Origin of the sequence: Streptomyces sp. NBC_01497 (assembly GCF_036250695.1) — a bacterium.
GTDB lineage: Bacteria > Actinomycetota > Actinomycetes > Streptomycetales > Streptomycetaceae > Streptomyces.
Map to the genome: position 1 here is coordinate 2,969,999 of NZ_CP109427.1, position 22,507 is coordinate 2,992,505.

The window sequence follows — 22,507 nt, forward strand, 5'->3', positions numbered from 1 at the left end:
CTTCGCCGCTGCGGGCCGCCGTGCGACGGAGTCGAACCGGGCCCGGTACGCCCGCCCGCCAGGCCGCGGCCGCACCCCGTCAGGTCGTCGTCGGAAACGACAACGCAACAATCACACGGCCCCGGACCTCTTCATCTACGCGCGTAGGGCAGGAGCGGCTAGGCTCACGGCGTGAACGCATCTGTTACTTCGGCCACCGCCGACAGCTCCGCCGACCCCTATGCCGCAGCGGACCGGGCCGCCGCGCGGCTGCGCGAGCTGTCCGGTGCCGAGAGCCACGACATCGTCCTCGTGATGGGCTCGGGCTGGGCACCCGCCGTCGACGCGCTCGGCGCCCCCGACGCCGAGTTCCCCATGGCCGACCTGCCCGACTTCCCCCCGCCGGTCGTCGAGGGCCAGGGCGGCACGGTCCGCTCGTACCGCATCGAGAGCTCCGGCAAGCGCGCGCTGGTCTTCCTCGGCCGTACGCACCACTACGAGGGGCACGGCGTGGCCACCGTGGCGCACGGGGTGCGCACGGCGGTCGCCGCCGGCTGCAAGACGGTCGTCCTGACGAACGGCTGCGGCGGCCTGCGCGAGGGCATGCGCCCCGGCCAGCCGGTGCTGATCAGCGACCACCTCAACCTGACGGGCATCTCCCCGATCGTCGGACCGCACTTCGTGGACCTCACCGACCTGTACTCGCCGCGCCTGCGCGCGCTGTGCAAGGAGATCGACCCGGAGCTCGAAGAGGGCGTGTACGCGATGTTCCCCGGCCCGCACTACGAGACGCCCGCCGAGATCAACATGGTGCGGGTGCTCGGCGGCGACCTGGTGGGCATGTCCACGGTCCTGGAGGCCATCGCCGCGCGCGAGGCGGGCGCCGAGGTGCTGGGCATCTCGCTGGTGACCAACCTCGCGGCGGGGCTGAGCGGTCAGCCGCTCAACCACGAGGAGGTCATCCAGGCCGGGCGCGACTCGGCGAAGCAGATGGGCTCGCTGCTCGCCAGGGTGCTGGAGCGCGTCTGACCGTCCGGCGGGCGCCGCGCGCGGCGCCCGCCGCCCCGGACCCGCGCCCCGCCCCGCCGGCCCGTGTGCCCGTGTGCCACTACCGCCGGGCCGTGTGCCCGTACCGTACGAATCTCCCGCACCCGCACCACCTCTCGCAGGGGAAGGACCCATCGTGACGCAGGACTCCGTGACCGCCCGCGCCGAGGCCTGGCTGGCCGAGGACCCGGACGGCGACACCCGCGCGGAGCTGCGGGCGCTGATCGACTCGGGTGACGGCGCGGCGCTCGCCGAACGCTTCTCCGGGCTGCTGCAGTTCGGTACGGCCGGTCTGCGCGGGGAACTCGGCGCGGGCCCGATGCGGATGAACCGGGCCGTGGTGATCCGCGCCGCGGCCGGACTCGCCGCCTATCTCAAGGAGCAGGGCGAAGGCGGCGGGCTCGTGGTGATCGGCTACGACGCCCGCTACAAGTCGGCGGACTTCGCGCGCGACACCGCGGCCGTCATGACGGGTGCGGGGCTGCGCGCCGCGCTGCTGCCCGGCCCGCTGCCGACGCCGGTACTCGCCTTCGCCGTGCAGCACATGGGCGCGGTGGCTGGGGTGCAGGTGACGGCGAGCCACAACCCGCCGCAGGACAACGGCTACAAGGTGTACCTGGGCGGCGGTTCGCAGATCGTGCCGCCGGCGGACGGTGAGATCGCCGCGCACATCGGGGCGGTCCGCGCGCTCGGGGACGTCCCGCGCCCGGCGGACGGCTGGGAGGTCCTCGACGACACGGTGCTGACGTCGTACCTGGACCGTACGCAGGCGGTGCTGACCCCCGGCTCGCCGCGCACCGCGCGGGTCGTGCACACCGCCCTGCACGGCGTCGGCACGCGGACGGTGCTCGCGGCGTTCGCACGGGCCGGCTTCCCCGCGCCCGTGCCGGTGGCCGAACAGGCCGAGCCGGACCCGGCGTTCCCGACGGTCGCGTTCCCCAACCCGGAGGAGCCGGGCGCGATGGACCTGTCGTTCGCCACGGCCCGCGCCGCCCAGCCCGACGTCATCATCGCCAACGACCCGGACGCCGACCGCTGCGCGGTCGCGGTGCCCGATCCGGCGGCACCGGCCGGCTGGCGGATGCTGCGCGGAGACGAGGTGGGCGCGCTGCTCGCGGCGCACCTGGTCGCCAAGGGCGCGAAGGGCACCTTCGCCGAGTCGATCGTGTCGTCGTCGCTGCTCGCCCGGATCGCCGCCGCCGCGGGCCTGCCGTACGAGGAGACCCTGACGGGCTTCAAGTGGATCGCCCGGGTGCCCGGCCTGCGCTACGGCTACGAGGAGGCGCTCGGCTACTGCGTCGACCCGGACGGCGTCCGCGACAAGGACGGCATCACGGCGGCGCTCCTGGTGGCGGAGATGGTCTCCGAACTGAAGGCGGAGGGCCGGACACTGACGGATCTCCTCGACGAACTGGCGCTCACCCACGGCCTGCACGCCACCGACCAGCTCTCCGCGCGCGTCGAGGACCTGTCCCTGATCGCCGCGTCGATGCGCCGCCTGCGCGAGCACCCGCCGACCGAACTGGCGGGCCTCACGGTGGCACGCGCCGAGGACCTGACGACCGGCCCGCACGGCCTCCCGCCGACGGACGGCCTGCGCTACACCCTGAGCGGCGCCCACGAGGCCCGCGTCATCGTCCGCCCCAGCGGCACCGAACCAAAGATCAAGTGCTACCTGGAGGCCGTCCTCCCGGTAGCGGACGCGGCAGCGCTCCCCGCCGCGAAGGAGGCAGCCGCGCGGCTCCTGGAGACCCTCAAGCAGGACCTGGCGAGGGCGGCGGGGCTCTGACGCCACCCGGCGCACGTTCCGCGTTGCGCCGGGGGAACCGTTGTGGTCCTGCGCGCGCCCCGGTCGGCTGAGGCCCGCTCCGACCCCTGCGCCGTCCGTCGTCCGCACGCGCCCGGGTCCGTGCAGCGGCGAACGGGACGGGCAACGGCGGGCCGCCCCCGGGCTGGTTGCCCCGGGGCCGGCCCGCCCGCTCCGTGGTGGCTACGCCGCTGGCGTCCAGCGTTGGGCGCCGGTGCCGTTGCAGTCGTAGATGCCGAGCTGGGTGCCCGGCACCACGCTCGCCGCCGGGTCGTCGAGGCAGCGGCCCGAGGACGGGTTGAGGAAGCTGCCGTCCTGGCGGTGCTGCCAGACCTGGGCTCCGGTGCCGTTGCAGTCGTACAGGTCGACCTTGGTGTTGTTGGCCGTACCCGCCGCGACCACGTCCAGGCACTTGCCGAGGGAACGGACCGTGCCGTCCTGGCCGATGGACCACTGCTGGGCCGCGGTGCCGTTGCATGTGTAGATCTGTACGGGCGTCTTGTTCGCGCTGTTCGCCGAGTTGACGTCCAGGCAGAGGCCGGGGCCCGCGCCCGAGGTGATCGCGGTGCCGGGCGCGCCGCTGCTGCCGAGCGCCGGGGTGGCCGACCAGACGAAGGCCGTGGTGCCCGAGGCGCCGGTGGCGTCGGTCGCCTTCACGGTGACCGTGCTGGTGCCCACGGTGGTCGCGGTGCCCGCGATGGTGCCGGTCGACGCGTCGATCGAGAGGCCGGCGGGCAGGCCCGTGGCCGTGTAGGTGAGGCTCTGGCCGGATGCCGAGTCCGTGGCCGTGACCGGCAGGCTCGCGGCCACGGCGACCGGGCTGCTCATGCCGGCCGGCTGCGGCACGGTGACCGTGTTGCCCGAGGCGGTGGAGGTCACGGCGAGCGAACCGGCGAGCTGCGGGCTCGCGGACGTGTCACCGACGAGGATCCGGTACGTGCCGCTCGCCGTGGTCCAGCCGCCCGCGCTGTCGCTCCACGTCGCCAGGTCGTGCAGCGTGACGGGGAAGCTGACCTGCTGGGTCGCTCCTGGCGCCAGGTCGATCTTGGTGAAGCCCTTGAGCTGCTCGGGCGGTTCGCCCGTGCTCGCCGGGTCGCCCACGTACAGCTGCGCGACCTCGGCGCCCTCCTTCGTGCCGGTGTTGGTGACGGTCGCCTTCACGGTCGCCGTGCCGTGTGCGTCCAGCGGCGAGACGGACAGGCCGGAGAACGAGAACGACGTGTACGAGAGTCCGAAGCCGAACGGGAAGAGCGGTGCGATGTTCTTCGCCTGGTACCAGCGGTAGCCCATGTCGAGGCCTTCCGAGTACTGCACCTGGCCGTTCTGGCCGGGCCACTGCGCCGCTGTGTGGGCGGGCACGTCGCTCAGGCTCTTGGGGAAGGTGACCGGCAGCTTCCCGCTGGGGTTCACGTCCCCGTACAGCAGCCGCGCGACGGCGGTGCCGTCGCTCTGTCCCGGGTACCAGCCCTCCAGCACGCCGGAGACCGAGCCGAGCCACGGCATCGTGACGGCGGAGCCGGTGTTGAGGACGACGACGGTGTGCGGGTTGGCGGCCGCGACCTGGGTGATCAGCTGGTTCTGGTTGCCGGGCAGGTCGATCGAGCCGAGGTCGCCGCCCTCGCTCTCGTTCATCGACGCGAAGACGACCGCGACGTCGGAGTTCTTCGCCAGGTTCACGGCCTGGCCGATGTTCGCGGACGTGTCACCGGGCGCGTAGGAGACCGTGACCCCGGAACCCGCACGTGCCGTGATGCCCTGGAGCGGGGTGACCACGGACGGCGCCTTCACGGACGCGCTGCCGCCGCCGGCGGTCTGCGGGCCGGTGCTCGCGTCCGCGCCGAGTACGGCGACGGTCTTCTGCGTGCCGGTGGCCAGGGGCAGTTGGCCGCCCGCGTTCTTGAGCAGGACCGTGCCCTGCTCGGCGACCTGCTGGCCGGTGGCCGCGTGCGCGGAGGTGGTGACGGTGGCGGCGGGGGATCCGGTTGCCGCCTTGTCGAACATGCCGAACGTGAACATCTCGGTGAGGGTGCGGCTGACCATCGTGTCGAGCGTGCCGCCGGAGACCTGGCCGGAGTTGATGGCGCTCTGCAGGGCGGAGCCGTAGAAGACCGGGCTCGGCATCTCCATGTCGAGGCCGGCGTTCGCGGACGCCGCGGTGGCGTGTGTACCGCCCCAGTCGGAGGTGGTGAAGCCCGGGAAGCCGAACTGCTGGTCCAGCACGGTGTTCATCAGGTACGGGTTCTGGCAGGCGGGCGTCCCGTTCACCACGCTGTACGCGCACATCACCGACGAGACGGCGCCCTTGGTGGCGGCCTGGAAGGCGGGCAGGTACAGCTCCTGCAGGGTCCGGTCGTCGACGATCGCGTTGTCCGACGACGTGTTGCGGCTGGTCTCCTGGTTGTACACGGCGAGGTGCTTGACCTGCGCCATCACGCCCTGCCCCTGGATGCCGCCGATCTGCGCGGCGCCCAGGGCGCCCGCGAGGTAGGGGTCCTCACCGTTGGCCTCGAAGGCCCGGCCCCAGCGCGGGTCGCGGACCATGTTGACGGTCGGGCCGAGGTCGACCGAGGTGCCCTTGCCGGCCTGTTCGCTGCCGATGACGGCGCCGTACCGCTGTTCGGCGCCGGTGTCCCAGGTGGCGGCCGCGCCGACGGGCGCGGGCAGCTGGGTGACGCCGCTCATGCCGTCGGCGACGCCCGCGGGGCCGTCCTCCAGGGTCAGCGCGGGGACGCACAGGGCCGGGATGCCCGGGGTCGAGCCCACGTACGAACTGCCGACGCCGGAGACCATCGACAGTTTCTGCGCCTGCGACATCTTCGCGAGCAGTTGCGACACGCGCTGCGGTACGGGCGCGACCGAGCCGACCCAGGGGCAGGCGGCGCTCGCGGCGGCGGCAGCGGTGCCGGGCGCGGCCGGCGCGGCACCGGCGGGTCCCGCCCCGGTGCCGAGGGCGCCGCCGATCGTCAACAGCAGGCCCGCGGCCACCGCGAGCGGCGTGCGCGGTATCCGGCCGCGCGGGCGGGTACGGGCTCTTCCGGGGACGCGAGAGGGTCCGGCGCGCATACGGCGACTCCGTGAGGTGGGGGGAGAGAGCGGGCCGACGGCACCGTACGCCGTGATTTCCCGAACGGATCCCGCCCGTGCAGCGCTTTGGTACGAACCTTTACCCGGTGCTTACCCAGCTGCGCTTCGCCGCTCAACTCCCCCACCCGCGGGGGCCTCACCGGACTTCGGAAGGTGAACGGGCCGGTCCCCGGAGCCCGGGCGGTGAGGGTTCGACGGCCGTCCGCCCGTTCAGGTCTTCAACCGCGAGGCCCCGCGACGGACCGACCGGCACTCAAGGCACCTCGCCGCCCGCACCCCGCGGCTGTCCCTCGCACGGCGTGGCTGTTCCTCGCACCGCACCGCACCGCCCGCATCGCGTGGCTCTTCCTCGCACCGCGCAACCGCGCCCACCCGATCACCCGTGCGTCCGCACGGGCACCGCGCCAACCCGGACGGTCGCGCTCGCGCTCCTGATCGCACCGGCGTTCTCGGCCCGGCGCCTCAGCCGAGTGTGACGAACCTCGCCCGATCAGGGCCCACGGTCAGCCCACCGCGATCAGCCCAGCGCGGTCAGCCCACCGCGATCAGGATGATCAGCAGGATGGCGCCTGCCAGCGCCGGCGCCAGCACCTCGTACGCCCAGCGCACCACCGGTGCGCCCTGCGCGGCGGCGTCGTCCCGCGCGACCGCGCGGTCCGCCAGCTCGCGCATCTCCATGATCGCCCGGTCCGCCTGGGCGAGCTTGGTCTCGCTGTCGGCGGCCGAGAAGCTCAGCGCCGCCTGCCGGGAGCCCGAGGACGCCGGGGCGGAACGCTCCAGACGGCTCATCCTGCGGTCCACGCGCTTGCGCTGGCGCAGGCTGACCGGGACGGCCCACATCTGGTACTTCGCACCGTCGTGCGTGAAGAGTTCCGTGCTGAAGCGCGCCTTGATGTGCTTCATCGCACTCCACGGCACGGTGACCGTGCGGAACGGATTCCTGATCCGGACGTGGTCCTCGCCCGCGTAGACGGCCGGGCGGACCGTGTACGCGATCAGCAGCGGCACCACGAACAGCAGCGCCGCGAGGGACAGCCACGGCGCGCGGCCACTGCCGGTGACCAGGGCGTCGATACCGAGCCAGAGCACCAGGGCCAGCACGAGGATGCCGCCCGCGATGCCACCGCCCGAGCGGTACACACGGTCGGCGTACGCGGGCGTACCGGGCGCCGGTGCCGGGGCGGCGGAGGCGGCCTGGTCGGCCTCGGGCTGCTGCTGTTCGGAACGTGCCATACCCATGATTCTGCCGCACGCGCGAGCGAACGGACGAGGACCGTTCATGGTCGTTATCGATCGGTTCGCCCCGCCGTTATCGTTTCGCTCGTCACGCCCGGCCGTTTTCGGGCGTCCGGGAGGGCCCCGGCCGGGCCTCCGGGGCCCTCCCGGACGAACCGTTCCACGCCTGTACAGACCGCTACGCGCGTAGATATGCTGCCCTGGTGACCATGTCCACCAGCACCCCACCCCCGCTCGCCGATGTCGCCGCATCGGACAGCACGCTGCGGCGCTTCCTGCACGGGCTGCCCGGCGTCGACCCCGTAGGCCTGGAGGCGCGCGCCGCCGCTCTCGGCACCCGGTCGATCAAGACCACCGCCAAGGCGTACGCGATCGATCTCGCCATCTCGATGATCGACCTGACCACCCTCGAAGGCGCCGACACGCCGGGGAAGGTCCGCTCGCTCGCCGCGAAGGCGCTGCGCCCTGACCCGTCGGACAGGACCGCGCCCATGACGGCCGCCGTCTGCGTGTACCCGGACATGGCCGCGACGGCCAGGGCCGCGCTGGGCGACGCCGACGTCAAGGTCGCGTCCGTCGCCACCGCCTTCCCGGCGGGCCGCGCCGCGCTCGACGTGAAGCTCGCCGACGTGCGCTCCGCCATCGACGCGGGCGCCGACGAGATCGACATGGTCATCGACCGGGGCGCGTTCCTCGCCGGGCACTACCTGAAGGTGTACGACGAGATCCGCGCCGTGCGGGCCCAGTGCGAGGGGCATGCCCGGCTGAAGGTCATCTTCGAGACCGGTGAGCTGTCGACGTACGACAACATCCGCCGCGCCTCCTGGCTCGGCATGCTCGCGGGCGCGGACTTCATCAAGACCTCGACCGGCAAGGTCGCGACCAACGCGACCCCGGCGAACACCCTGCTGATGCTGGAGGCCGTGCGCGACTTCCGCGCCCAGACCGGCACCCAGGTCGGCGTGAAGCCGGCGGGCGGGATCCGCACCACGAAGGACGCGGTCAAGTACCTGGTGCTGATCAACGAGACGGTGGGCGCGGACTGGCTGGACAGCCACTGGTTCCGCTTCGGCGCGTCCTCCCTCCTCAACGACCTGCTGATGCAGCGTCAGAAGCTGCGCACCGGGCGCTACTCCGGTCCCGACTACGTGACGGTGGACTGATACACCATGGCATCGCCGCATCCCGACCCCAGTTCCGCACCGGCCGCCGGGCGTTCGCCGTTCGCGTACGCGCCCGCGCCCGAGTCGCGTTCCGTCGTCGACATCGCGCCCTCCTACGGGCTGTTCATCGACGGTGAGTTCACCGAGGCCGCCGACGGCAAGGTGTTCAAGACCCTCGCCCCGGCCACCGAGGAAGTGCTCTCCGAGATCGCCCAGGCCGGCGAACAGGACGTCGAAAGGGCCGTACGAGCGGCCCGCCGCGCCTTCGAGAAGTGGTCCGCGCTGCCTGGCGCGGAACGCGCGAAGTACCTCTTCCGGATCGCCAGGATCCTCCAGGAGCGCGCCCGCGAGCTGGCCGTGCTGGAGACGCTGGACAACGGAAAGCCCATCAAGGAGACACGGGACTTCGACGTCCCGCAGGCCGCCGCGCACTTCTTCTACCACGCGGGCTGGGCCGACAAGCTGGAGCACGCCGGGTTCGGCCCCGCGCCGCGCCCGCTGGGGGTGGCCGCGCAGGTCATCCCGTGGAACTTCCCGCTGCTGATGCTGGCGTGGAAGATCGCGCCCGCCCTCGCCACCGGCAACACGGTGGTGCTGAAGCCCGCCGAGACGACCCCGCTGTCCGCGCTGTTCTTCGCGGACGTGTGCCGCCAGGCAGGGCTGCCGAAGGGCGTCGTCAACATCGTGACGGGCGACGGCACGACGGGCGCGGCCCTGGTGGCCCACCCGGAGGTGGACAAGGTCGCGTTCACCGGCTCGACCGATGTCGGCAAGGCCATCGCACGGCAGGTCGCCGGCACCCGCAAGAAGGTCACGCTCGAACTCGGCGGCAAGGGCGCGAACATCGTCTTCGACGACGCGCCTCTCGACCAGGCGGTCGAGGGCATCGTCACCGGGATCTTCTTCAACCAGGGCCAGGTGTGCTGCGCCGGTTCGCGGCTGCTGGTCCAGGAGTCGGTCGCGGACGAGCTGATCGAGTCGCTCAAGCGCCGGCTCGGCACTCTGCGGCTCGGCGACCCGCTCGACAAGAACACCGACATCGGCGCCATCAACTCGGCGCAGCAGCTGGCGAAGATCCGCGAGTTGACGGAGATCGGCGCGGCCGAGGGCGCGGAGCGCTGGTCGCCGGAGTGCGAACTCCCGTCGTCCGGCTACTGGTTCCCGCCGACGCTGTTCACCGGTGTGGCGCAGGCGCACACCGTCGCGCAGGACGAGATCTTCGGCCCGGTGCTGTCGGTGCTGACGTTCCGCACCCCGGACGAGGCGGTCGCCAAGGCCAACAACACCCCGTACGGGCTGTCCGCCGGTGTGTGGACGGAGAAGGGGTCGCGGATGCTCGCCGTCGCGGACCGGCTGCGCGCGGGCGTCGTCTGGGCGAACACATTCAACAAGTTCGACCCGACGTCGCCGTTCGGTGGCTACAAGGAGTCGGGTTACGGCCGCGAGGGCGGCCGCCACGGCCTGGAGGCGTACCTCGATGTCTGACAGCAGCGGCCAGGGCCGGCTGACGGTCCTCAAGACCTACAAGCTGTACGTGGGGGGCAAGTTCCCCCGCAGTGAGAGCGGCCGGGTGTACGAAGTGACGGATGCCAAGGGCCGCTGGCTCGCCAACGCCCCCCTCTCCTCCCGCAAGGACGCCCGTGACGCGGTCGTCGCGGCGCGCAAGGCGGTCGGCGGCTGGTCGGGCGCCGCGGCGTACAACCGCGGGCAGGTCCTGTACCGGATCGCGGAGATGCTCCAGGGCCGCGCGGACCAGTTCACGCGCGAGGTCGCCGACGCGGAGGGGCTGTCCAAGTCGAAGGCGGCGGCCGTCGTCGAGGCGGCCATCGACCGCTGGGTCTGGTACGCGGGCTGGACCGACAAGATCGCCCAGGTGGTGGGCGGCGCGAACCCGGTGGCGGGGCCGTACTTCAACCACTCGGTGCCGGAGCCGACGGGCGTCGTCGCGGTGCTCGCGCCGCGCGAGTCGTCGCTGCTGGGCCTCGTGTCGGTGGTGGCGCCGGTCGTCGCGACCGGCAACACGGCCGTGGTGGTGGCGAGCGAGGACCGCCCGCTGCCCGCCCTGTCGCTGGCGGAGGTACTGGCGACGTCGGACGTGCCGGGCGGCGTCGTGAACGTCCTGTCGGGACGTACGGCGGAGATCGCGGCGCCCCTCGCCGCGCACCAGGACGTCAACGGCATCGATCTGACGGGCGCGGACGCTGCGCTCGCCAAGGACCTGGAGATCGCGGCGGCGGACAACCTGAAGCGGGTGCTGCGTCCGGCGGGCACGGCCGCCGACTGGACGGCCGACCCGGGGACGCGCCGCATGACGGCGTTCCTGGAGACGAAGACCGTCTGGCACCCCACGGGCGCGCTGGGCGTGGCGGGCTCGTCGTACTGACGTATGACGTAATGACGTTCAGGAGCGGTGCGGCGGAGCAGCCGCCACCACGGGCGCGCGGCCCGGTCCTTCACGGGACCGGGCCGCGCGCCGTCGGCATCGGTGGGCCGGCGGGCCGTGACCGGAGGGCGTCGGTGACCTGACGGCCTGCCCCGTGCGGCGGCCGAGGCGCCCGACGGCCCGGGTGCCCACGCCCGGCAGTTCAGCCGCCGAGGAGGCTCGTGACCTGGCCGGTCACCGGGAGCGAGCCGAGGGCGCCGCCCTGGGTGACCGGGTCGGTGAGCGTCTTGGTGGACACCGGCTTGAAGTCCGCGATCTGTGTGCCCACTCCGTTGTCCAGCGGGTCCACGCCGGTCTTCGCCAGCGGGTCGAGCTGGAGGTTCGTCACGGGCAGCGCCGCGCCCTTCACCACGTTGCCGACGGCCCCGGTCAGCGCCTGCGCCGTCGCCCCCGACGCCTGCTGGGCGCTCGTGCCTGCGGCCTGGGCCGCCGCCCCGCTGAGCCCGAGCGCGGCGCCCGCTGCGGTGACGGTGAGGCCGACGCGCAGCATCGCGTGGCGTCGGGGTGTGGGAGCTGCGTGACGTGCCATGGGGGTTTCCGTTCCGGTACGTGATGGGGTCAGTACGTACAGTAAGTGACGGCCGGGGCCGCTCACCACCTCTACGGCGGGCCGGTCCCCGGGGGTCCCCTGCGCGGGCGTATGCCTCACACTGGTGTTCCGTGACGCATCCGAACCCCCGCCCGACGCCCGTCCTCCTGCTCTCGGGCCCCTCGGGTTCCGGGAAGTCGTCCCTCGCCGCCCGTACCGGACTGCCGGTGCTGCGCCTTGACGACTTCTACAAGGAGGGCGACGACCCGACGCTGCCGCTCGTGCCGGACAGCGACGACATCGACTGGGACGCGCCGGGCTCGTGGGACGAGGACGCGGCGGTCGCGGCGGTCCTGGACCTCTACGGCAGCGGGCGTACGGACGTCCCCGTGTACGACATCGCGACCAGTTCGCGTACGGGCACGACGACCCTGGACGTGGGCGCGGCACCCGCGTTCCTCGCGGAGGGCGTCTTCGCGGCGGAGATCGTCGCCCGCTGCCGTGAACTGGGCGTACTGTCCGACGCGTTGTGCCTGCGCGGCCGCCCGTGGACGACGTTCAGGCGGCGGCTGGCCCGCGACCTGCGCGAGGCCCGCAAGTCGGTGCCGTTCCTGCTGCGGCGCGGATGGCGGCTGATGCGCCTGGAGCCCGGCATCGTGGCGCACCAGGTGGGGCTGGGCGCCCACCCCTGCGGCGCCCCCGAGGCCCTGGACCGGATCGCGGCGGCGATCGCCGCCGCGAGCGCCCCGGACGCCACGGCCGGCACGGGCACCCGCACGGCGGCCCGGCCCGGCCGGGGCCTCGCCTAGAGGGCCCTCGCGCAAGACCCGCACGCGCAGGACAGCGCCCCGGCACCCGAGCCGCACCTGGGCGCACCACGCACGGCGTCATCCCGGAGGCCGGGCGCACCACGCACGGCGTCTTCCGGGAGGCCGGGCCCCTCATCGGCGAGACGGCGGGCCGCGCGGGCGCGGGGGCGACGGCGAGCGGATTCCCGCGACGGTGTCCACCGAAGGCCGGGCGCGCCGGCCCATGTCCGCGACAGCCATGCCTATGACCGGCCGCGCGCCCGTCGGCCCACCCCGGTCCCCCGGCAGCCGCGCCGAAGGGGCGGCCATCCGGCCACCCGTTCGGCCCGGCTACGACAGCGACCGGCCGAAACCCGCCGCGAGCGGCATCCGCAGCCCCACCGGGGGCGGCGCGGCGAGGGCGTCCTCCACGGGGCGGGAGTACGGCCGGGACAGCAGCGCCCCCATCGCGAAGTCCTTCGCCAGCGAGGTGACTTCGCGGTGGTAGTGGCGCAGCGCGTGACCGTCGGAGTGGACCTCGAAGCGGCAGGTGTCGCGGTTGGCCTTCTTCGCCCGCTCCGCCAGCCGGAACGACAACTCCGGGTCGGTGCGCCGGTCGTTGGTGCCGTGCACGATCAGCACCTGGCGCCCCACCAGTTGGCGCACCGGCTCGTCGGGCGCGGCGAGGTCGTCGTCGGGCAGCCAAGGGGCGATCGCCAGGACGGAGTTGACGGCTTCGTGGCCCGCGGCGCGCAGGGCGGCCCGGCCGCCCATCCCGTATCCGGCGAGGCACACCGGCACGTCCCCGTACCGCCGTCCGACCTCGTCGGCGGCCCAGGCGACGTCGGCGCACAGGGCCGCGTCCGGGCCGTTCCAGCCGCCGACGCGGTAGCGCACCACATGGACCATCACGCCCTCCCGGGCGCCCGCCCGCCCCAGCGACCGGGCGAGGGGTGCGAGCGTCGCGCGGGTGAGCGGTGACGGGCGCCGCGTGGAGGTCTCCGCGGCGGTGGGCAGAACGAGGACGACGCCGCCCGTCGACGTACCGGCGGAGGGTGGGACGAGGGGCCGCCCCAGCCGGGGCAGGGGGCCGGTCCCGTCGCGTTCTGGTTGCTGCGGACGCTCCGTTGCGTCCTGGCCTGCCTGATGTCCCATAGCGGAACGATGTCAGACGCGCGCGTGGACTCCACCCTTCCGCGCGGTCACTGTTACGTATCGACACCTGTCGGACGGTGCTCGTTCTACGCGCGTAGGCGTTAGATTGGACGGATGACGAGCCAGCCCGGTCAGACCACCCCTCCCCCGAGCGCGGACCAGATCCACCGCGCCCCCAAAGTGCTGCTGCACGACCACCTCGACGGCGGACTGCGGCCCGGCACGGTCATCGATCTCGCCCGGCAGGCCGGCTACGACGGCCTGCCGGAGAGCGACAGCGAGAAGCTGGGCATCTGGTTCCGCGAGGCCGCGGACTCGGGCTCGCTGGAACGCTACCTGGAGACGTTCGCCCACACCTGCGCCGTCATGCAGTCGCGGGACGCGCTGCTGAGGGTCGCGGCCGAGTGCGCCCAGGACCTCGCGGCGGACGGCGTCGTCTACGCCGAGGTGCGCTACGCGCCCGAACAGCACCTGGAGGGCGGCCTGAGCCTCGAAGAGGTCGTCGAAGCGGTCAACGAGGGCTTCAGGGAGGGCGAGCGGCGCGCCCGGGCCGACGGCCACCGCATCAGGATCGGCGCGCTCCTCACCGCGATGCGGCACGCGGCCCGCGCCCTGGAGATCGCCGAACTGGCCAATTCCTACCGGGATTCGGGCGTCGTCGGCTTCGACATCGCGGGCGCGGAGGCCGGTTACCCGCCCACCCGCCACCTCGACGCCTTCGAGTACCTGAAGCGGGAGAACAACCACTTCACGATCCACGCGGGCGAGGCGTTCGGCCTGCCGTCGATCTGGCAGGCGCTGCAGTGGTGCGGTGCGGACCGCCTCGGCCACGGCGTGCGCATCATCGACGACATCGAGGTCGCCGAGGACGGCTCGGTGAAGCTCGGCCGGCTCGCGTCGTACGTGCGGGACAAGCGCATCCCGCTGGAACTGTGCCCCAGCTCCAACCTCCAGACGGGCGCCGCCACCTCGTACGCGGAGCACCCCATCGGGCTGCTGCGCCGGCTCCACTTCCGCGCCACCGTCAACACGGACAACCGGTTGATGTCGGGCACGAGCATGAGCCGCGAATTCGGCGCACTGGTGGAGACCTTTGGGTACAGCCTCGACGACATGCAGTGGTTCACGGTCAATGCGATGAAATCAGCATTCATTCCTTTCGATGAACGTCTCGCCATGATCAATGACGTCATCAAGCCCGGCTACGCGGAACTCAAATCCGAATGGCTGTTCAGGCAGACGTCCGTGACCAGCTGATTCATCGCGAAGAACGTCCATCACACCTATCCGTCGACGCTCCGGAACACGAATACGGAAGGGCGCCGGATATTTGCGGAGGACGAGCCGCGCTGACTAGATTTCAGAGCTGCTCGTTTTTCCACACCCCCACAAGGACGAAATCTCAGATGAACAGGTCCGCTGTCAAGACCCTCGGTGCCGCCGTTCTCGGTGCCGCCTTCGCCGCCACCGCCGCCGGTTCGGCCTCCGCCGCCGTCGGCCCCCTCCCGGACACCGGCAAGGCACTCGAAACCGTCAACAAGCTGCCGGTGGACCAGCTCGCCAAGGAACTGCCGAACGCGGGCAACGACACGCTGACCGCGACCCGCGTCACCGGGGGCGTCGTCAACGAGACCGCTCCCCAGGTGCTCCAGGCCGCCCAGACGGCCAACCCGCTCGGCGCGCTGCTCGGCGGCCTGCCCGTCAACGGCCTCCAGAACGGCCTGCCTATCAACGGTCTCGGCCGCTGAGGCGCTGAGCCCCGCCACCACATCGCCGCCCGGAGCGAGACCGCACCAGGCAGCACGATGGGGCGCGCCCCGGTCGTTCCGGAGTGCGCCCCATGCCGTCTTCCGCCGTATCCCCACCGGCACCCGTCCCAGGCCCCGGCCCCCGGGCTCTGGCGAAACGCCCGGAGCTGCCCCTACGGGACCGGCCCCGCGCTGTGACCGGGCGGTACGGGAGTGGTGATCGCCCGCCTCCCGGGGTGGCCGCAGCCTGCCCTTTCGCTACCAGGCCGGCCGCTCCGACTTCTCGCCCGGCAGCAGCACCCACAGCGCCAGGTAGACCAGGAACTGCGGCCCCGGCAGCAGGCACGACACCAGGAAGATCACGCGCATCGTCGTCGCGGACGTGCCGAAGCGCCGTGCCAGCGCTGCGCACACTCCGCCGATCATGCGTCCGTCGCGGGGGCGGACAAGTGCACCGGCCATGGTGGGCTCCTTCACGAGAGCTTCCGGGGAACCGTCCTTACGTCTGCGCGGCTCCCGATGACTCCATGTTCGCCGGGTACCCCTTTTCCGCGCGTCGCTCTACGGAGCGAGGCCGACCCTGGGAATCGTCGGGGTGGGCCCCTGCGGGCCGTCACCCTCAGGTACGGCATCCGGGTCGTACACGTCGGCCCGTGGGTCGACCACGCCGTACGCATATCCGTTGACCCGCCCGGTACCTGGCCGCCGCGGGCCCGGGTCCGCGGCGGCGCGCTCCGCCGCGGCACCCGCGACGGCGGCTGAGCGTGCCGCGGCGGACGCGCGCAGGCCGCGGCGCAGGCGCGCCCGGCCGAGCGGCACGACGACGGCGTGCGCCACCGCCACGCCCACCGTGTTGAGGATCAGCGAGTCGATGTCGAGCACCCGGCCCGGTACCCCGGTCTGGAGCAGCTGGATGGTCAGGGAGATCAGCACGCCCGCGCCGACCGTCCGGGTCAGCGATGCCCAGGGCGAGACCCAGAGCCTGCCGCTGACCACCGGAAGCAGTACTCCGAGCGGCGCGAGCAGCGCGAGGCCCTCGGCGACGCTGCGTACTCCGTGTGCCGTGCCGACGGCGAAGTCAGCCCTGATGCCGGCGAGGGGCCGCAGATTGGCGGCGGTCACCCAGGGGGCGTCGACGGGTCTCAACGTCAGCCACCCCACGATCAGCAGATGCATGAGGAGGAGGAGGGCTCCCGCCGTTCGCAGGCGGATGGCGGCACTGCCGCCCTTACCGTGACGCACGTTCCTCTAGACGCCCGGGCGGGCGCGCCTGGTTCCCCGTGAGAGCAGCGTCACTCCTGTGGCCGTACGCGGGCCCTCAGCAGGCCGCACGCAGGGTCTACGCGGCCCGTACGCGGCCCGCACGCGCCGCGTACGGGCCGCTCGGGCCGCGGACGTCCTCCGGACGGCCTCGCCCCGCGCTCAGGGCGTCGCGGGCGCCATGGGTGCGGCACTCGGCGCGGCCGTGGGCACCGGGGCATCCGGGTCGGTCTTGACCCGGCGGTCGCAGGTGTAGTCCCGGGGCCGGTACGCACCGGGCCCGCCGAGAACCACCTGCCCACTGTCGTCACCCGCCGTGCGGCTCCCGGTGTCGTTCTCGACGAACGTGCAGACGATCTGCGCGAGCGCCGACTGCGGCAGGTCCTCGGGCTGGGTGGACAGCCGCAGCGCCCCGGCCGGGTCGCCGGGTCGCCCCGGCCTGACCAGCAGCGGTGGCTCCACGTACGTGGTGAAGCCGGCCTGGTGCTCCTGCGCCGACGGTTGCGCCTGCAACGCGTCGAGCAGCGCCTGCGCGAGCGGGACCCGCGCTGCGGCGGGCCGCCTCGGCACGGGCACCGTGCGTTCCACGGCCGTCAGCGCGGAGGCGCACACCAGGTAGACCCTGACCGGCACGGTGGTGGCGGCGGAGGGGGACTGGCTGACGGCGTCCTTCTGGTCGACCTCGCAGGCCAGCCTGGACGGTGCCGCGCCCGCGTCGACCGGTACGGCCGTCGTCCGCACGCCGCACGCCGACAGCAGCACCGCGCACAGTGCCGCGCCGGCCACGAGCGCCGTCGTGCGCCCCCTGCCCGCGCGCCGCCGGGCACCCCCGGACGTCCCGCCGGGGCCGTTTTCGCCGTTCACCGTGCCCGGCCCCCGCCGTCGTCCGGGGCCCGGCCCTGGTCACCGCTGCCGGTGCCGGTGCCGGTGCCCGTGCCGGAACCGGTGCCGGGGTCCCCGCCCGCATCGGTGTCGGGACCGTCGTCGGCCGGCCCCCCGCGCGGCAGCCGCAGCACGAACATGGCTCCCTGGCCGTCCGGGACGTTCGACGCCGTGATGGTGCCGCCGTGGATGTGCGCGTTCTCCATCGCGATCGAGAGGCCGAGCCCGCTGCCGTCGGAGCGCGGCCGGGACGCGGACGCCTTGTAGAACCGGTCGAAGACGTGCGGCAGAACGGCCTCCGGAATACCCGGCCCGTTGTCCCGTACCGCGATGACGAGTTCCTCCCGGCCCGTGGCGGCCGTCTGCGTACGCACCGAGACGCGCACCCCCGCGCCGCCGTGCTTGAGGGCGTTGCCGATGAGGTTCGCGAGGATCACGTCGAGCCTGCGCGGGTCGAGGCGGGCCATGATGCCGCGCTCCGCGTCCAGGTCCACCGCGTCCAGCCAGGCCCGCGCGTCCAGACAGGCGGTGACCTGGTCGGCGACGTCCACCGAGTCCAGCACCAGCCGGGCGGTGCCCGCGTCGAATCGGGTCACCTCCATCAGGTTCTCCACCAGGTCACCGAGTCTGCGGGTCTCGCTGACCACGAGGGTCACGGCCGGGGCGATCATCGGGTCGAGGTTGTCGACCTCTTCCTCCAGCACCTCGGCCACGGCGGTGAGCGCGGTGAGCGGGGTCCGCAGCTCGTGCGACATGTCCGCGACGAAGCGGCGGCTGGACTCCTCCCGCGCGCTCATGTCCTCGACCTTCGTCTGGAGCGAGGCCGCGGCGTTGTTGAACGTACGCGACAGGTCGGCGAGTTCGTCGGTCCCGGTGACCCGCAGCCGGGTCTCGAACTTGCCCTCGCCGAGCTTGCGGGCGGCCTCACCGAGGCGCTGCACCGGCTTGAGGACCGTGCGCGCCGCGGCCTGCGCGATGATCGCGGCCCCGACCAGCGCGAGCGCGGCGGCGATCCCCAGCGACCAGGCGAGCGAGTCGAGGTCGGCCCGCTCCTGCGCCAGCGACTTGAACACGTAACCGGTCAGTCCGCCGTCGATGTGCGCCCCGCCGACCAGGTAGGGCGTGCCGTCGTGGTCCACCCGCTGCCAGAACAGGTGGTACGGGTACTTGTTCGCGGACGTGACCTTCTGCTTGCCCCCCACCGCGGCGCGCAGCGTGGCGGGCACCTCGGCCAGGGTGAAGGTGTCGGCGTCGGACGCGCCACTGATGGGCCGGCCGTCCTGGCCGGTGGCTATCAGCAGCACGTCGTACGCGTTGCCGTCGCCCGCCATCTGCCGCGCGGTGGTGCGCAGATCGCTCGCGTTCGGCCGGACCGGCAGGTCGGCGGCGCGGTTCTGCATCTGCTGGCGGAAGTCGTTGAGCGTGGCGTCCTGCGTACGGGTCAGCACCGCCTCGCGGTTGATCCAGTACGCGATGCCCGACGCGGAGACCGCCGCGGTCAGCGCGACCGCCCCGACGACCAGCGCGAGGCGCAGTCGCAGGCTGCCCCAGCGCAGGCCGAGGTGGCCGAAGCGCCGCCCGCCGGAGGGGGCGCCGTCCTCGGCTCCCGTGCCGCGGGGCGGCTGCGGCTGCTGCGCGCCCTCACGGGCGTCGTCGTCCCTCACCTGCCGTGTCCGTGCATCACGCAGGCGCGTCCAGCCGGTATCCCACACCGCGCACGGTGCGGATCAGCGTCGGCGAGCCCGGTACGTCCTCGACCTTGGCGCGCAGCCGCTGCACACAGGCGTCGACCAGCCGTGAGTCGCCGAGGTAGTCGTGCTCCCACACGAGGCGCAGCAACTGCTGCCGGGACAGCGCCTGTCCTGGCCGCCTGCTCAGTTCGAGCAGTAGACGCAACTCGGTCGGCGTGAGCTGGAGATCCTCGCCGTTCTTGGTGACGGTCATCGCCGAACGGTCGATGACGAGGCTGCCGAACGTCGCGGAGTCCGTGGACTCGCGCTCGCCGCGGCGCAGCACGGCACGGATGCGCGCGTCGAGCACCCGGCCCTGCACGGGCTTGACGACATAGTCGTCGGCGCCGGACTCCAGGCCCACCACCACGTCGATGTCGTCGCTGCGCGCGGTGAGCAGGATGATCGGCAACTGGTCCGTGCGCCGGATGCGCCTGCACACCTCGAAACCGTCGATGCCGGGCAGCATCACGTCCAGCACGATCAGATCGGGCCGCTGCTCCTTGAGCAGTTTCAGGCCGTCCTCTCCCGTCGCCGCGGTGGCCACCCGGTGGCCCTGGCGTGACAGCGAGAGTTCGAGAGCCGTGCGGATGGCGTCGTCGTCCTCGATCAGCAACAGGAAAGGCACGTGGGCCATTCTGAACCATGCGGCGCCCGGAGTTCGACCGTCCGGGCGGCTCCACCTCAGCCGTCCCCGCCATCTCGGCCGGTTCGACACGGTTCCGCCACCCCTCCATCGCGCCTCAGGAGCCCGCTCCGTCCCCTGTGACAGCTCTGTGACAGTCGGGGGACAACGCGATGAAGTGGGTTCGGCAAGCTCCTCGGTGTAAGGAAAGACGAGGCTCCGACCGAGGGGGGCGCGGGATGAACGCACTGCACGAGACGGCTGCGGGCGCGGTTGTCACGCGTCTGCACGACCTGGGGACCACGGAGAAGCCGGGCGGTGCGAACGGACGGGGGTGCGTCCGCGCCGCCGCACGTCAGCACAAGCCGTCGTACATGAGCGTGGTCGACGCGGCCAGGGGCAACGGCGACCCCGTGTTCACGGGGGGCACGGGGACCGCCGGGGTTCACGGGGGCGGCACACAGGCCGGGGGGCCCGCAGGGCAGAGCGTGAACGGCCCGGCCGCCACGGACAGCGCGGACAACACGGCCGCCTTCACCGCCTACGTCCAGGAGCGCCGCGCGTCCCTGTACGCGGCGGCCTACCACCTGACCGGCGACCGGTTCGAGGCGGAGGACCTGCTGCAGAGCGCGCTGTTCTCCACCTACCGGGCGTGGGACAGGATCAGCGACAAGGCCGCGGTCGGCGGCTACCTGCGCAGGACGATGACCAACCTGCACATCAGCGCGTGGCGCCGGCGCAAGCTCAACGAATACCCCACGGAGGAGCTGCCGGAGACGGCCGCGGGTACGGACGCGATGAGCGGCACGGAACTGCGCACGGTGCTCTGGCAGGCGCTGACCAGGCTGCCGGAGACCCAGCGCACGATGCTGGTGCTCCGCTACTACGAGGGCCGCACCGACCCGGAGATCGCGGACATCCTCGGCATCAGCGTCGGCACGGTGAAGTCCAGCATCTGGCGCTCCCTGCGCCGGCTGCGGGACGACGAGGTCCTCAGCTTCGGCCGTGACGAGGAGGAGTCCTTCGGCGAGCTGGTCGCCTGACCGGCCCGTCCGGGGGCGGGGGGGAACCAGGGGGACGCGGACCGTTCGGGGGGACGGACCGCACAGCAGGAAAACGGGCCGGAAACGGGCCGGCAAGGGGCGGGGGGACGGGGGGACACGGGGGAAACACAGGGGGGAACACACGGGGGAACGAGAAAGCGTCGGAGCCGGACGGGCCGGGGGGTCCTGTCCGGCTCCGGCGTTTTCGCGGTGTGCCGCACCCCGGTCCCTCGTCAGAGAAGGTGGTCGGCCTTGCCCGCCTTGATGTCGGTGATCAGCGTGCGCAGCGCGTCCACGGAGTCGATGAGGTAGCGGCCCTCCTCACCGTTGACGGCTATGTAGGCGTTGCCGTCGGTGTCGGTGCCGAGGCGGAAGCAGTTGTTTCCTTCGCCGCAGAAGGGCGCTTCCCAGGTGATGTCAGGCATGAAGGTCTCCTCAGAGCTGCTTCGCGATTCGGTGAACGAGATCCAGGGACTTCGACACGCTCAGGCAATGCTGATCCATCCATGCAAGATGGGCACGGTACTTGGCGAGTTGGGCCTCCGCGTGGACGAACTCGGCACCGTGGGCGGTGTCCACCTGCGCGGTGTCCAACTCGCTGACGGCCCCTTCGGCATAGAGAAGGGCGTGTCCGGCACCCGGAAAGGCGCCGGCTGCGAACGGGATCACTCGAAGGGACACGTGGTCGCGTTCGGTCGCGGCGCACAGGTGGTCAAGTTGCTCGTGCGCGACCCTGCGTCCGCCGAACTGCATGAGCAGCGCCGCCTCGTGGACATACCCGTCGTACGGTCGGGCAATCTCCGCATCGAGGACGCGCTGTCGCTCCAGACGGTTCCGCACCCGCAGCTCGACCTCCTGGCGGGACAGAGGAGGCAGAACGGAGTCGAAGACGCTGCGCGCGTAGTCCTCGGTCTGCAGCAAACCCGGAACGTGCACGGTCTGCACGGTGAATATCCGCCGTGCGTGCCACTCAAGCTCGGCGATATCGAGGAGTCCCCCCGATAGAATCCCCCGATAGCTCTCCCACCAGCCCGTTGCCGACTGCGCCAACTCGACCAGGGCGTCCACATATTGGGTGTCCGTCACATCGCAGTTGCAGGCGAGCGTCCGCAGTCGATCGGCGCTGATACCGCGAATGCCGGACTCCATGTTGGAGATCTTTCCGCGGTCCACGCCCAGCAATCCGGCGGCGATCTCTGCCGACATCCCCGCCGCAGTGCGGATGCGGCGCAGCTCACTGCCCAGCCTTCGCTGGCGCTGGGTGGGTGTTGTCCTCTGGGGCATGCCCTTCCCTTCACCCGGCAGGCTCCGTGTGCAGCGGACCGGGGCTCGTTCACCACTCCGTGGTCATTCTTCGTGACTACGTGGCAAATCTACCACCGCATGCTCTACCGTCAGTCGTGCACCACCCACGCACAGTAGCGCCGGAAGCGCACCGCGCGAGCCTGCCCGTCCGCCCTGGGACGGGTGCGTCCGCGACCAGGGCGGTAGGCCACCGGCGATCTCGAACCCTCCCTCACCGCAAAGGAGTTCGCCATGCCCGAAATCCCTCTCGTACCCGCCCACTGGCGCTTCCCCGCGCACCCCGCCTCCGTGTCACGGGCCCGACACGCCGTGGCCGAGGCGCTCCCGAAGGACGTACGAACCCATCTCGGCTCCGACATCGAGCTGTTGACCTCCGAGCTGGTCACCAACGCCCTCCGCCACGGCACCCGCTCGGCGCACGAGGAGCTTGTCGAACTCGTCCTGTGGCCGGCCGAGGGGCACTACTGGGTGGCCGTCTCGGACCCCGGTTCCCACCCGCCGGGCGGTACCGGGACACCCGCCGTGGCGCACCCGGGCGCCGGTTCCGAGAACGGCCGGGGGCTGCTGCTCGTCGACCGGCTCGCCGCCGCCTGGACGGTGCGGCCACGACCCGTGCGCGGCATCTCCGTCATCGCGGGCCTGCCGCTCGCTGGGCATGGGTGATCACTCGCGGCGAGGGACCC

At 72.5% G+C, this 22,507-nt stretch carries 21 protein-coding genes; 10 read left to right on the top strand and 11 right to left on the bottom strand.

The features are described 5' to 3' along the window. The first annotated feature begins 171 nt into the window (after positions 1 to 171). Positions 172 to 1,008: a purine-nucleoside phosphorylase gene (locus tag OG310_RS12625; protein WP_329455984.1), complete on the top strand. Its 837-nt coding sequence runs from the start codon at positions 172 to 174 to the stop codon at positions 1,006 to 1,008. A 154-nt stretch (positions 1,009 to 1,162) separates the two neighbouring features. Next, positions 1,163 to 2,815 carry a phospho-sugar mutase gene (locus tag OG310_RS12630; RefSeq protein WP_329455985.1) on the top strand — a complete coding sequence of 551 codons (1,653 nt, stop codon included), beginning with the start codon at positions 1,163 to 1,165 and terminating at the stop codon, positions 2,813 to 2,815. Positions 2,816 to 3,016: 201 nt separating this feature from the next. Here OG310_RS12630 and OG310_RS12635 read toward each other — a convergent pair whose 3' ends face one another. After that, positions 3,017 to 5,896, bottom strand: coding sequence for a glycoside hydrolase family 3 C-terminal domain-containing protein (locus tag OG310_RS12635; protein WP_329455986.1), 2,880 nt, complete (start codon positions 5,894 to 5,896; stop codon positions 3,017 to 3,019). A 552-nt stretch (positions 5,897 to 6,448) separates the two neighbouring features. After that, a complete protein-coding gene (locus OG310_RS12640; RefSeq protein ID WP_329455987.1) occupies positions 6,449 to 7,150 on the bottom strand; it encodes a PH domain-containing protein in 702 nt (233 codons plus the stop codon). A gap of 212 nt (positions 7,151 to 7,362) precedes the next feature. Between OG310_RS12640 and deoC the strand changes: the two genes are divergently transcribed. From deoC to OG310_RS12655, 3 genes are read left to right on the top strand one after another with little or no spacing between them, the layout of a single operon-like run. Continuing rightward, the gene (gene deoC / locus OG310_RS12645; protein ID WP_329460147.1) at positions 7,363 to 8,316 is read left to right on the top strand and encodes a deoxyribose-phosphate aldolase; all 954 of its coding nucleotides are present in this window, start codon (positions 7,363 to 7,365) and stop codon (positions 8,314 to 8,316) included. Between the two features lie 6 nt (positions 8,317 to 8,322). Then, a complete protein-coding gene (locus OG310_RS12650; protein ID WP_329455988.1) occupies positions 8,323 to 9,801 on the top strand; it encodes an aldehyde dehydrogenase family protein in 1,479 nt (492 codons plus the stop codon). After that, positions 9,794 to 10,699, top strand: coding sequence for an aldehyde dehydrogenase family protein (locus OG310_RS12655; protein WP_329455989.1), 906 nt, complete (start codon positions 9,794 to 9,796; stop codon positions 10,697 to 10,699). Before OG310_RS12650 ends, OG310_RS12655 begins: the two co-directional genes overlap by 8 nt. A 202-nt stretch (positions 10,700 to 10,901) precedes the next feature. Here the strand turns inward: OG310_RS12655 and OG310_RS12660 are convergent, their stop codons facing one another. After that, on the bottom strand, positions 10,902 to 11,288 hold the full coding sequence (locus OG310_RS12660) for a hypothetical protein (protein WP_329455990.1): 387 nt from the start codon (positions 11,286 to 11,288) through the stop codon (positions 10,902 to 10,904). A gap of 131 nt (positions 11,289 to 11,419) precedes the next feature. On the opposite strand from OG310_RS12660, the gene OG310_RS12665 reads away from it, so the two are divergent. Continuing rightward, entirely contained in the window at positions 11,420 to 12,097 is a 678-nt protein-coding gene (locus tag OG310_RS12665) for an ATP-binding protein (RefSeq protein WP_329455991.1), read from the top strand. 330 nt (positions 12,098 to 12,427) lie between these two features. Here the strand turns inward: OG310_RS12665 and OG310_RS12670 are convergent, their stop codons facing one another. Then, positions 12,428 to 13,231: an alpha/beta hydrolase gene (locus tag OG310_RS12670; RefSeq protein WP_329455992.1), complete on the bottom strand. Its 804-nt coding sequence runs from the start codon at positions 13,229 to 13,231 to the stop codon at positions 12,428 to 12,430. Positions 13,232 to 13,345: 114 nt separating this feature from the next. On the opposite strand from OG310_RS12670, the gene OG310_RS12675 reads away from it, so the two are divergent. Next, entirely contained in the window at positions 13,346 to 14,488 is a 1,143-nt protein-coding gene (locus OG310_RS12675) for an adenosine deaminase (RefSeq protein WP_329455993.1), read from the top strand. A 149-nt stretch (positions 14,489 to 14,637) separates the two neighbouring features. Beyond that, positions 14,638 to 14,979, top strand: a complete 342-nt coding sequence (locus tag OG310_RS12680) for an ATP-binding protein (protein ID WP_329455994.1) — start codon at positions 14,638 to 14,640, stop codon at positions 14,977 to 14,979. Between the two features lie 258 nt (positions 14,980 to 15,237). Here OG310_RS12680 and OG310_RS12685 read toward each other — a convergent pair whose 3' ends face one another. The 5 genes from OG310_RS12685 to afsQ1 all read right to left on the bottom strand — a co-directional run bounded on the left by OG310_RS12685 (position 15,238) and on the right by afsQ1 (position 19,479). Next, the gene (locus OG310_RS12685; RefSeq protein ID WP_329455995.1) at positions 15,238 to 15,441 is read right to left on the bottom strand and encodes a PspC domain-containing protein; all 204 of its coding nucleotides are present in this window, start codon (positions 15,439 to 15,441) and stop codon (positions 15,238 to 15,240) included. A gap of 99 nt (positions 15,442 to 15,540) precedes the next feature. Continuing rightward, complete coding sequence (locus OG310_RS12690; RefSeq protein WP_329455996.1) at positions 15,541 to 16,155, bottom strand: VanZ family protein; 615 nt, start codon at positions 16,153 to 16,155, stop codon at positions 15,541 to 15,543. A 246-nt stretch (positions 16,156 to 16,401) separates the two neighbouring features. Then, positions 16,402 to 17,103, bottom strand: a complete 702-nt coding sequence (locus tag OG310_RS12695; protein ID WP_329455997.1) for a hypothetical protein — start codon at positions 17,101 to 17,103, stop codon at positions 16,402 to 16,404. Then, positions 17,100 to 18,677, bottom strand: a complete 1,578-nt coding sequence (locus tag OG310_RS12700) for a HAMP domain-containing sensor histidine kinase (RefSeq protein WP_329460148.1) — start codon at positions 18,675 to 18,677, stop codon at positions 17,100 to 17,102. Before OG310_RS12700 ends, OG310_RS12695 begins: the two co-directional genes overlap by 4 nt. A gap of 124 nt (positions 18,678 to 18,801) precedes the next feature. Then, entirely contained in the window at positions 18,802 to 19,479 is a 678-nt protein-coding gene (afsQ1, locus tag OG310_RS12705; protein ID WP_235797034.1) for a two-component system response regulator AfsQ1, read from the bottom strand. 236 nt (positions 19,480 to 19,715) lie between these two features. Between afsQ1 and OG310_RS12710 the strand changes: the two genes are divergently transcribed. Then, positions 19,716 to 20,519, top strand: a complete 804-nt coding sequence (locus OG310_RS12710; protein ID WP_329455998.1) for a SigE family RNA polymerase sigma factor — start codon at positions 19,716 to 19,718, stop codon at positions 20,517 to 20,519. A gap of 233 nt (positions 20,520 to 20,752) precedes the next feature. On the opposite strand, the gene OG310_RS12715 is transcribed toward OG310_RS12710, so the two are convergent. Together OG310_RS12715 and OG310_RS12720 are read right to left on the bottom strand one after the other, a co-directional pair. Beyond that, a complete protein-coding gene (locus OG310_RS12715) occupies positions 20,753 to 20,944 on the bottom strand; it encodes a hypothetical protein (RefSeq protein WP_329455999.1) in 192 nt (63 codons plus the stop codon). 10 nt (positions 20,945 to 20,954) lie between these two features. Further along, a complete protein-coding gene (locus OG310_RS12720; RefSeq protein ID WP_329456000.1) occupies positions 20,955 to 21,803 on the bottom strand; it encodes a helix-turn-helix domain-containing protein in 849 nt (282 codons plus the stop codon). Positions 21,804 to 22,055: 252 nt separating this feature from the next. Between OG310_RS12720 and OG310_RS12725 the strand changes: the two genes are divergently transcribed. Further along, entirely contained in the window at positions 22,056 to 22,487 is a 432-nt protein-coding gene (locus OG310_RS12725; RefSeq protein ID WP_329456001.1) for an ATP-binding protein, read from the top strand. Positions 22,488 to 22,507: the final 20 nt, after the last annotated feature.